The sequence below is a fragment of the Paenibacillus sp. TCA20 genome, assembly GCF_000732325.1.
Lineage (GTDB): Bacteria > Bacillota > Bacilli > Paenibacillales > Paenibacillaceae > Paenibacillus > Paenibacillus urinalis.
This window is the reverse complement of the sequence record NZ_BBIW01000029.1, coordinates 1-9873: the sequence shown is the minus strand read 5'-3', so window position 1 is coordinate 9873 and position 9873 is coordinate 1. Positions and strand designations below refer to the sequence as shown.

Here is a 9873-nt window from a genome sequence, read left to right as displayed (position 1 = left end):
AGGGCATTACGTTAAAAATTTTAAAGAGGGGGGTTAAAAATTTTAACGCAAAGAATTACTTTTTTTAATTTATTCTTTACTCCACCATATATAAATAATAGGCAAGTCTGTGGATAAGTTAATCGACAAAAGACTTGTGTTGGCTCTAGCAAATAGGGTATAAAAAGAGTAGAAACTATCAAATCGAGGAAGCAAATTTCAGGGATGAAAGGAGATAAAGACGAAAAAGCGGACGATCGAAATCATCCGCTTGAACTTAAGATTTATTTTCTCAATCGGCGCAGCTTTTTCTCATGATGCTTTTCCCACTTTGCAGAGCATTCGTCACTGCATAGAGGGACAAACCAACAAGAGTCGATTACATAGGTCAATTTATTGCAAATTAAACAGGGAATTAATTCTTTTGATCGAATCTTCTCTTTAACAGTAAAGCGGTATGCTTCGAAAATTTGATCATTCAAATATTCTTTAGTACACTCAAGAAGAGGAGTATCAAGTACAACTTCTTCCGCAGATGGAACCCATTCTTTAAAAACAGGGATAAGAGCATCGGCAACTTGACCGGGATCCAAACAGATAATCAAATGATGCGCAATATTCCCCACCATAGTCACATAGCGCTTTGAATTATCTGTTAAGTCTAATGCACTTAAAGTAAGAAATAACATATTCTTATGATTCTCCGGCGGGAATAAACCTTGTATAGCTTTAACATGAGCTTCACTATTTACAATTAAACCAACAACTAATGCAGGCCGCTGTCTAAGAAGTCCTATCATGCCCTCACCTCATGAAGAGTATAAAAGAATATATTACCCTGTATTGCCATTATTGAAACACTGTATTCCGGACAGCGCTTATAGATTTTAGTAGTTCTGTCTGATATTCAATATACTACATATCAAAACGTCTGGTAAGATAATCTTTTGCTGCTTTTAACCCGCGCTTGTCAGCAGCCGTAGAGGACCATTCATGAATGATCTCTTTTGTAGTCTTGTTAAAAACAAGGATGAGATGAGTGTAATGAAAAAGCCATATATTATCGCCTGGAGCATCAACAATATACCATCTCTTTTTAAGAGGAAGCTTATTATTAAAAAAACGGTCGAAGCACTCATTAATTTGTTTCAATTTTCTTTCGCTCCTATATTAAACATTCATTACTTTTTAAAAAGGTAAATAATAAAACCTGGCCAAGCCAAGCAAATTACAACAAACATTAAAAAAATAGTACGCATATCGCCCCCAAGATATTTTGATGCATTATCCCAGGATCCTTGGAGTTTATTCATTTCTATTTCCTCTTCAATGTCATCAGGCTCATTCCTTTGACTATGCCAACTTAAGCCGTAAAGAAGCATTAAAAATAGAAAAGAGATAATAGAGCCTATTGCAAAATAGATAGATATTAACTGCATTTAGTATAATCACCTCGATATTGTAATTAAATTATACCAAAAAATAGGTAATTAATACATACTAACCAGCACTTGATTCGTTGTATTTTCGGGGTCTTCTAAGACCGCCACAAGTTCAATATCAGCTTCACCATAGGCAAATAGACTATTTATATTCCAGAAGTTGTATTCGAGCGGGAGATCGTTAGATAGAGGCAGATTAAATGTCTCGGAGTCTGGTTTGAAGCCGATACGATTATCTTGATAATCGATAATATCTTGAATGTCGCCATCATATTGCTCCTCTAAGATTTCGCCAAGATATTCTTCGACCAATATTTTTTCGTTGTATGTTAGCTCACGAGGATCAAGCTTATTAAGATTAAAAGCGTTAAGCAGAGTAGGATTATATTTCATTTTTATCATCTCCAATAATTTTTTTTAAATTGATATAAACTATTTCCGGATCGAGCCGATAAAATAACTATCACAATAGGGAAGTTGGTAGTCGGCATGGGAAAATTAACAGTCAACAGAAGAGCCGGGGAATCGATCATCATCGGCAACTCCATACATATTAAGGTGAAAGTCGATGAGCATGGCAATCCAAAGTTAGAAATAACAGCTCCGAATGACGTTAAAATACTCAGGGAAGAGATCTTGTCTGACGAACAAAAAGAGCTATGTAGGCAAAATGGTCTGCCACTCTAGTGCTTCGAACAGAGAGAAAGGATGCTCTCTGAAATTAAAACAAATACACGGAGGTAGTAAGAAATGATTATCAATCACAACATTCCAGCACTAAACACACACCGTAACATGGCGTTGAACAACAGCGCAGCAAGCAAAAACATGGAGAAATTGTCTTCCGGTCTTCGCATCAACCGCGCAGCCGATGATGCAGCAGGGCTCTCCATTTCCGAAAAAATGCGTGGTCAAATTCGTGGTCTTGAGCAAGCTCAACGCAACACTCAAGATGGTATCTCCATGATCCAAACAGCAGAGGGCGCTTTGAATGAAGTTTCTTCTATGCTTACTCGTATGAAAGAGCTTAACGTCCAAAAATCTAACGGCACTTACTCTACCGAAGACACAGCGAATATCGACCTTGAGTTGACTGAATTGAGCACTCAAATCGAAGAAATCATCACTACTACTTCCTTCAACGGAAAAACAATCCTTGATGGTGCAACTACTGCCAACATCGTTACTGACGACAAAGGAAGTACATTAACCATCGGCGCTGCTACTCTTGACTTGACTAAGGCGCTTGATGCTACTTCCAACGTTGATGCAATTGAAGCAGCAATTGATGAAGTAAATACTCAACGTGCTACTTACGGTGCTCAACAAAACCGTCTTGAGTACACTTCCAACAATTTGGGAACTACAGTTGAAAACCTGACCGCTTCTGAATCCCGTATCCGTGACGTTGATATGGCGAAAGAAATGGTTGCTATGTCTAAGAACAACATTCTTCTTCAGGCTTCCCAATCTATGATGGCTCAAGCAAACCAAAGCCCTCAAGGCGTATTGTCCTTGCTTCGTTAATCTTATAAGCAAAGTTAAGAGGACGATCATTATATGGTCGTCCTCTTTTCAAATTAAAGGAGCGTAAATATTCATGCTTATAACGCCGCAACAAAAATATCAGCAAACAAAGGCTCAGACTGCAAGTCCAGCCCAGCTGATTATTATGCTTTATGATGGAGCAATAAGATTTACCCAAATAGCTGTAGTAGGGATAGAGGAAAAAAATCTCGAGAAAAGTAACACTCATTTCATTAAAGCTCAAGCAATCATTAATGAGCTGATCGCCTCCTTGAACTTTAACTATGAGTTATCGCATCAGCTACTTCCAATTTATGAATATTTATTAAGGCTGCTTATCGAAGCTAATGTAAAGAAAAATAAGGAGGCGGCATATGAAGTGCTTGAGCATTTGCAAGAATTGCGGTCAGCATGGGATCAAGCTAGCAGGGCACTATAGCTACAAGAAGCGACCTCAAAGAGGTCGCTTCTTTATTTTCTGCTAATAAGTTTATGCATAAGTTCATTCCTATAATCTTTGAGCTGCTTGATCTCTTTAACTTTAGAAACCGATAAATCAATAGATTCTTTAAGCCTTTCGTTCAAATCGGTATTAATTGAGGCATTATTCTGAATATAAGCATCAGCCCATTCAATCTTCCTGGATAAAGTATCTTGTTCTATTTTGCTTTTGTTTATTTCCTTTATATTTAGGTTGATCTCATTAATTTCGGCTATTAAGTGCTTAACGCCTTCAGTGTATTTAGTTTCAATTACTGTATTGCCTTTTTTCGTCTGGCTATCTAGTGAAAAGATGAAGCGCTTATTAAATATGTAGCAATCAAATTGCTCATGGTTCTTGAATCTTGGCCAATTTTCTGCGATCAAAAATGAAGACTTAAAAGCCTGATCAATATCATAATAAACACGATAGTAATTATTATTTAGATAATTTCTTATATTATTTTGACCACGAAAACCAAGAACTCTTTGCACGAAACGATATTGCAAATGATCTGTTTGAATCAAAGCTGTACCTCCAGTTTTTGTTAAGCATCTTTGCAAATCCGCAAAAAGCAAACATAACGAAAAAGTCACCGCCTTGGCGGACGGTGACTCCTTGAGAATGGTGATCTTAAACTCCTAGCTAGAATCAACTTACAATGACCCAACAGCGTAAGATATTGGCGTATCAGTACGGTGATAAGAAAGAGTCTTACCGTAAGAAGATTCAGAGATTAAAGACCGAGTGTCAAAAAGCACTGGCATGAACTAGTTGACAATAATTAAGATTGTTTGAAGACGTCGGGCCTTTAAGCATTAGGTCCGATATACTCCTATTTTCCTTATAATACCACTTCTCTAGTTTCATGACAAGAAAGTTTTTATGTATAAAAAATATTTTATTGGCGATTATATAGCACCAAAAAGAGGAGAGCAATAAGAGCCAGTATTGTTATAAAAGATAAACAAGGGGGCGATAATGTGGCTTAAGGAGAGTGATATAATGGATATTCCAATTGATAACAGTCTGGATTGGCCAAAATCAAAAATTGTACCGATTTTTGTTGGCACAGGCTTTATTATAAGGATGCTTCAAATACACCACAATATCAGATTAGATGAAGAATTAGAAAATTTAATTCTTCAAGAATTAGAAAGCTGCTATAACGCAGGAATTATTGAAGGCGCTCGCTTAGGACGAGAAAAAGTGTTTGAAATTGAAATGAATAAAGCAAAAAACCGCCAATAGGCGGCTTTTTAATTAATAGAGAAACTTTGTGTCAATTTACGCTTTATAGTTTACATAAGACATATTACGTCGAACTACTTCACCAAATGTGTATTTTGTGCACATGTCTGGACCAGGCAGAACAGCTCCCCCTATTGACACAAAGTTCCCTACTGCTTTTCTCAAGCAGCCCAATACATGATCAATGCGATAGCTCTGAATACAATTGATTCTATGAATCCTTAGTGGTATGATTTGCCTATCTTTGGACATGGCATTGAATACGGCGATGTATGCGATGAGCGTGCCAGTTCAGCTGAAATCCTTGTAGACAAATTTGAATAAGGATGGTTCAATATGCTAGTAACAATTTATCTTTGTCAAACATGCAATAAACACTTTTCAATTCAGGATGCCGATCCGCATCCTAATTGGTGCCCTGTATGCCCGATGTGCCAGAGTTCGGATGATGTTTATGAGAAGTCAATAGGCACGCTGGCAGAGATTCAGCTTTTGCACCAAGATGAAGAATAGGTTTCAAAAAGTGCTACCTCCAAAAAATATGTCATGAAGATAGTATTACCAAAAAACCGCCGAATAAACTCCAGATAGTTTGCTACGGCGGGCATATCAATTTGCCATTTTAGAAGCCTATGTCACCTAATTGAAGAATTAACATGCATATTAGCAGCTATCCTCCATTAATTATGCTCCTTTGGCTTCAGATGATTTAGCAAGCAACTCGCGTTCCACTTTTCGTTCTTGATGTTCTTTATCTGCTTGATCGTATATCTTTTTAATGGTTTTTGGGCCTACTCCTGGGGCATTTCGAACGGCTGAGGACCATGCTTCATTTGCAGCATCTGCCCCAACTTTGATCCCATCGAGAAATGATTTTTGAATTTCTTTCTGTGATGCGCTCGCTTTAAGACCGGCTTCAAATCCCGCCTCATACCCTTCTCGCCTTGCTGCTTCTAACTTTTTCTGCATGCTCATTTGTTCATATTCCTCCTGATTTAAAAATAGCCAAAGAAATGCGTTACAATATATTATACTGCCAGTATAAAGAAATCCGAATTAAAAATTTGTTTAGCAGACCATTTATCTAAGATTGCACCCTCACTATTTACATCATTACTCATAACCAATCTCCTTTAATCACAAATATTTTAAAGCATGTTTTGTATAGACGCGAATCGAATTATTAAAAATCACAGCGCAGTATATCGTTTCTCCTTTAATCTTTCCTTCATACACGACTCGTGCAATGATCTCTTTGCCAAGGCCTTCTGTAGTGTATTTATATCCACCATACTTATGTGTAAAGGGCTTTGGAACATTAACATTCAGCCATCTCTTTATAACGTGATATTCCAAAGTGCATTTAAATCGATTTGATATTACCTGAACCTTTGGGTAGAGATTATCAAAATATCTTTGCATTAGCTCCATGATCTTCTCCTTTATTTTCATAGAGATATTCTTTCATAATCGTCTCCTCATTCAGAAAATCTGTTCGAAGAAAGAAGCTATCGTATTTATTTTCAGAGATCTTATTTACATCGTAGAACTGTGAAATCTTTTTAATTGACTTCGCATTTAAGGTCCCATGCTTTTTATATTCTTGGTAGGCCATATAAAGCATTCCGCTATATCTTAAGGATATGGGGGATGTCAGCTGTGGCTCCTCATTAATTTTTGCTATGTCTACGAGCCTGTTTCTTAGAACATGATAAGAAGCGGTGGAGCTGGCTCCGCGAATCATAGGTCTAAAAACATGATTATTCCTCGCTAAGAATCCTACGGGGTTTTTAGCAGATGACTTTCCATTTCCCTTAAGATAGTGAGTTTGTTCATGAGCTTTAATTAGATAGCTGATCAGTTCTTTTTGTTCATCCGAAATGAGTTCAATTACTCTCTCAGAATCATCTCCTCTAAGAGTAAGGCGATAACTCTGCTCATCAATATCATCTATTGTAAGATTTCTAAGCTCAGACATAGAAGTGCCACTTATTCCATAGAATATTGCCCAAATTAAAGCTTTATCCTGGGCGTTGACAGCACTCTTTGCAAACAGCGCCACCTCATCGCGAGTAAAATATACTTTGGCACGCTTATTCTTATATCTTTCAGCCAGCTCCCTTGTAGTGAATACATCTAGGGGGCTTAAAGAGGTTTTAGTGTACTTGTTTTGGATAGCCCATTTAATATAATTTCTGATAATATTAATACTGCTCGTTGCAGAATTTAATGTTGTATGATTCATCTTTATCAAAAGTCTCTCTATCTGATCAAATTTGAAGTCATATAGATCAGTATCGAATCTTTGCTCTATTGCAGAAGCTCGCAACAAAACTCTCCTATATGCAATTAATGTATTTTCAGATTGACCACTATTGCTCATCAGTTCTAAAAATTTTAGCTTCACTTTTTCATTATATAGTGATGCGTTATATACTTTATTTGACACAGTAAACCTCCTTATATTGGCATATATGAGAAAAAGCCGCACAGAGGCGGCCCTTTCATGATAATACCTGCCAGTATTTTGATGCATAATAATTATATCATAAATTATTGAATTTTAGCCATATAGTGCTCAGAAAGTCGATCTATCGCTTTTAGTTGATACATATATTTACTGGCTTGAATGCCTAAATCAGTTGCGTCTCCATTCTTTGAAGTTCTAAGCGCCTCCCGCGCGAATCCTTCAAAATAAGCCAAGTGACTAACCAATTCATTGTGCCGATCTTCCCAGCCTGGTACCGGCTGCATACTGGATATAAGCTCATGCTCTTTTGAAATGATATCAAGCGCTTTCTGCGCTGGCTCTTGCATTTGTTTATATTTAGAATTGTCCTGGACGTATACCTCTAATCCATCAAAAAGTTCTTTATTTGCATTTTTAAATTCAAGTATGATATCAGTTGTAGCTTTGAAATATTCCTCGTCTGTCAGCACTTTTTGCTCTGCGCATCCAGTAAGACATAATATTAAGAATACAAGAAAAATGAATCTCATTTTATGCATAAATATCTGCTCCTTAGTTATGTAGTAGATTAAACAAATTAAAAGCCGCCCGGTTGGACGGCCATGTTTGGAGGGAGCTTCCTCACCATTATTATTCCACAGTGTCAGCGACTAGACCAGGAAGGGTGATTTCCCAACCGGCTTGAGAGGTATATGAATAAGCGCCGTAGATTTCGCCATAGACCGTTACGACGTCTCCATCAACGAAGTCAGTTAAGCCTTCATACTCAACGAAAACGAGATCATTATAATCATATCCCCATTCATTTTGTGTTACAGCAAGCCTGATATTGGTGTATTCGCCACTTTCTAATATCTGAACGATCTCGCCAGTGTATGTAACATACTCACCTGCATAGCGATCCGGATTCTTTGAAAGATGTGGATACTCAATGGTCTGCGCATTTGCTTTCTTTTCTGCTTTAGCCTTAGCTTCCGCTTCTGCGGCCGCTTTAGCTTCTGCCTCTGCTTTAGCATTAGCCTCAGCTTCTTCTTTTGCTTTCGCGGCTGCTTCGGCTTTTGCCTTCTCCTCAGCTTCCGCCTTAGCCTTAGCTTCTTCTGCAGCTTTTGCTTTCGCAGCTGCTTCAGCTTCTTCCTTGATTGCAGCTTCTTCTTCAGGCGAGAGCTTGGCCGTCTCTACCTTTGGTTGTTCTTTAGCAGGCGCGGGATCTGCAGTTGTTGTTGTAGTTCCAGTTGTCACGCTTCCAAAGATTATAAAGGATATAATCATTACTACAAAAGATCCACCTGCATAAATCAGCTTGCGTTTAGCTTTTCCATCCTTCTTGATCTTAGAAACTAACGATAAAACTAAAAATACTACCATGGCAATGAGTGCTACGAATAATAAAATAGCGCTAAAGTCTTCCATCTTTCTTCCTCCTCTTGATTTTCCGTTTATCATTATAACAGGTATATTGAACTATTGTTACTAATATTTACAATTAAAAATGAATATTTTAGAAAAAATAAAAGCCGCCTTTTTGGGCGACTTAACCTCTTCGAATATCAATTGCTTGCAGAAGCACTTTGAAATTTTTTTCATCCAATGTGTTTAAAGCATCTGCCAAATTAAACTCAGCATGGCCGCCTCCGTATAAGTGCATTCCAAGATCGATCAAAAGTCTTCCGCCTCTTGAAAAAGACTGATCAATCCAATCATCAAAAATATCCTCCCAATCTTGCTGAGATGCAGCAAGATAAATCTCAGGATGAGCAACGATATAGCATCCTACCTGATATTCTTTATCTTTTAGAACTGTCGGGTATTTCTTAATCATTTGAACATAATTAGCACTATGAGAATCACTATAAAAATACATTGTGTCAATTCCCCTCTTCTTATGAATATGTATAGAAGCCGCCAGTTTCTACCCAATTGCCTTTTCTATACTGATAGCCATCTATGTATCCTGGCTTTCGTATGGAGACGTACTGCTCCTCCTGGGGACTCTGAACATCATCTAAAGAGTAATAGTATTCCCTTTCATTAAAATAGGCAAGAGCATCGTACCACCATGAGGGGATCTGCTCATACACATCAGCTGATAGTCGTATGTCTTCGGCTGAGCAGTTTGGCCAAACTCCCTTTGCTCTCATATGCCTAGCTATATCTGCGCACATTTCCATAATAAAAGGCGATTTTGGAATCACTCACTATCTCCTCCCTAAAAAACAATAACCCATCATAAAGATGAGTTATTGTCGATATCAGCTCACACTCGTCAGCTCGTATGCCGGCAGCCTATAGCGAAACCGCCAGCTGAGTTTGAGATATAGGCTGGACATCCATGTCAAAAACAATATGGCGTATTGTGATGACAAGCCTGGGTGTTACTCATACGCTCCAAAACTAAGGATATTTTATCACGCAGAGGAAATTGTATCAAATAGGTCAGCTTATATGAGTGACTTGAAAATACGAAGCTGCTCACTGCCGCCACGCGTTGCGAGACGAAGTCCATTTTTTAGAAGCTCGTTTGCTTTTTTCGCCATAGCTTTCTGATTATCAAACCCAAGGACAATATCACCCCTTTCCGGTGGATCAAAATAACGCTTCTGGGCGTCATCTGCGCAGACTGTGTTACCTCCCTCTTTTGTAATAAGAATGTATCTCTTTTCACTCATGAATAAATCCTCCTTAATGTAATGTGTTTCAATATTAGCTAATAAATAAAAACGAGT

17 protein-coding genes are annotated in these 9873 nt (G+C 37.8%); 4 read left to right on the top strand and 13 right to left on the bottom strand.

Going from position 1 to position 9873, the window contains the following annotated elements; translation table 11 throughout:
• Nucleotides 1-263 precede the first annotated feature (263 nt).
• From TCA2_RS25970 to TCA2_RS25955, 4 genes are all read right to left on the bottom strand, one after another.
• Nucleotides 264-779 carry a hypothetical protein gene (locus TCA2_RS25970; RefSeq protein ID WP_047914510.1) on the bottom strand — a complete coding sequence of 172 codons (516 nt, stop codon included), beginning with the start codon at nt 777-779 and terminating at the stop codon, nt 264-266.
• A 115-nt stretch (nt 780-894) separates the two neighbouring features.
• Complete coding sequence (locus TCA2_RS25965) at nt 895-1131, bottom strand: hypothetical protein (protein WP_047914509.1); 237 nt, start codon at nt 1129-1131, stop codon at nt 895-897.
• Between the two features lie 29 nt (nt 1132-1160).
• Complete coding sequence (locus TCA2_RS25960; RefSeq protein WP_047914508.1) at nt 1161-1418, bottom strand: hypothetical protein; 258 nt, start codon at nt 1416-1418, stop codon at nt 1161-1163.
• A 51-nt stretch (nt 1419-1469) separates the two neighbouring features.
• On the bottom strand, nt 1470-1814 hold the full coding sequence (locus tag TCA2_RS25955) for a hypothetical protein (RefSeq protein WP_047914507.1): 345 nt from the start codon (nt 1812-1814) through the stop codon (nt 1470-1472).
• A 96-nt stretch (nt 1815-1910) separates the two neighbouring features.
• On the opposite strand from TCA2_RS25955, the gene TCA2_RS25950 reads away from it, so the two are divergent.
• The 3 genes from TCA2_RS25950 to fliS all read left to right on the top strand — a co-directional run bounded on the left by TCA2_RS25950 (nt 1911) and on the right by fliS (nt 3387).
• Nucleotides 1911-2108 (top strand): carbon storage regulator, encoded by a 198-nt coding sequence (locus tag TCA2_RS25950; RefSeq protein WP_047914506.1) that lies wholly within the window; start codon nt 1911-1913, stop codon nt 2106-2108.
• Between the two features lie 63 nt (nt 2109-2171).
• The gene (locus TCA2_RS25945) at nt 2172-2948 is read left to right on the top strand and encodes a flagellin (protein WP_047914505.1); all 777 of its coding nucleotides are present in this window, start codon (nt 2172-2174) and stop codon (nt 2946-2948) included.
• Nucleotides 2949-3021: 73 nt separating this feature from the next.
• Complete coding sequence (gene fliS, locus TCA2_RS25940; RefSeq protein ID WP_047914504.1) at nt 3022-3387, top strand: flagellar export chaperone FliS; 366 nt, start codon at nt 3022-3024, stop codon at nt 3385-3387.
• Nucleotides 3388-3419: 32 nt separating this feature from the next.
• Here fliS and TCA2_RS25935 read toward each other — a convergent pair whose 3' ends face one another.
• Entirely contained in the window at nt 3420-3956 is a 537-nt protein-coding gene (locus tag TCA2_RS25935) for a hypothetical protein (RefSeq protein WP_047914503.1), read from the bottom strand.
• 478 nt (nt 3957-4434) lie between these two features.
• Between TCA2_RS25935 and TCA2_RS25930 the strand changes: the two genes are divergently transcribed.
• The gene (locus TCA2_RS25930; RefSeq protein ID WP_152557841.1) at nt 4435-4680 is read left to right on the top strand and encodes a hypothetical protein; all 246 of its coding nucleotides are present in this window, start codon (nt 4435-4437) and stop codon (nt 4678-4680) included.
• Nucleotides 4681-5364: 684 nt separating this feature from the next.
• Here TCA2_RS25930 and TCA2_RS25925 read toward each other — a convergent pair.
• From TCA2_RS25925 to TCA2_RS25885, 8 genes are all read right to left on the bottom strand, one after another.
• On the bottom strand, nt 5365-5655 hold the full coding sequence (locus TCA2_RS25925) for a hypothetical protein (RefSeq protein ID WP_047914501.1): 291 nt from the start codon (nt 5653-5655) through the stop codon (nt 5365-5367).
• 162 nt (nt 5656-5817) lie between these two features.
• Nucleotides 5818-6111: a hypothetical protein gene (locus TCA2_RS25920; RefSeq protein ID WP_047914500.1), complete on the bottom strand. Its 294-nt coding sequence runs from the start codon at nt 6109-6111 to the stop codon at nt 5818-5820.
• Nucleotides 6086-7129 carry a hypothetical protein gene (locus TCA2_RS25915; RefSeq protein ID WP_047914499.1) on the bottom strand — a complete coding sequence of 348 codons (1044 nt, stop codon included), beginning with the start codon at nt 7127-7129 and terminating at the stop codon, nt 6086-6088. The genes TCA2_RS25920 and TCA2_RS25915 overlap by 26 nt, the downstream gene beginning before the upstream one ends.
• Before the next feature lie 104 nt (nt 7130-7233).
• Nucleotides 7234-7689, bottom strand: a complete 456-nt coding sequence (locus TCA2_RS25910; RefSeq protein ID WP_047914498.1) for a hypothetical protein — start codon at nt 7687-7689, stop codon at nt 7234-7236.
• A gap of 91 nt (nt 7690-7780) precedes the next feature.
• Nucleotides 7781-8560, bottom strand: a complete 780-nt coding sequence (locus tag TCA2_RS27365; RefSeq protein ID WP_052512306.1) for a hypothetical protein — start codon at nt 8558-8560, stop codon at nt 7781-7783.
• A gap of 121 nt (nt 8561-8681) precedes the next feature.
• Nucleotides 8682-9011 carry a hypothetical protein gene (locus tag TCA2_RS25895; RefSeq protein ID WP_047914497.1) on the bottom strand — a complete coding sequence of 110 codons (330 nt, stop codon included), beginning with the start codon at nt 9009-9011 and terminating at the stop codon, nt 8682-8684.
• 19 nt (nt 9012-9030) lie between these two features.
• The gene (locus tag TCA2_RS25890) at nt 9031-9342 is read right to left on the bottom strand and encodes a hypothetical protein (RefSeq protein WP_047914496.1); all 312 of its coding nucleotides are present in this window, start codon (nt 9340-9342) and stop codon (nt 9031-9033) included.
• A 246-nt stretch (nt 9343-9588) separates the two neighbouring features.
• The coding region (locus tag TCA2_RS25885) for a hypothetical protein (protein WP_238546515.1) at nt 9589-9873 on the bottom strand (285 nt) is incomplete at its 5' end.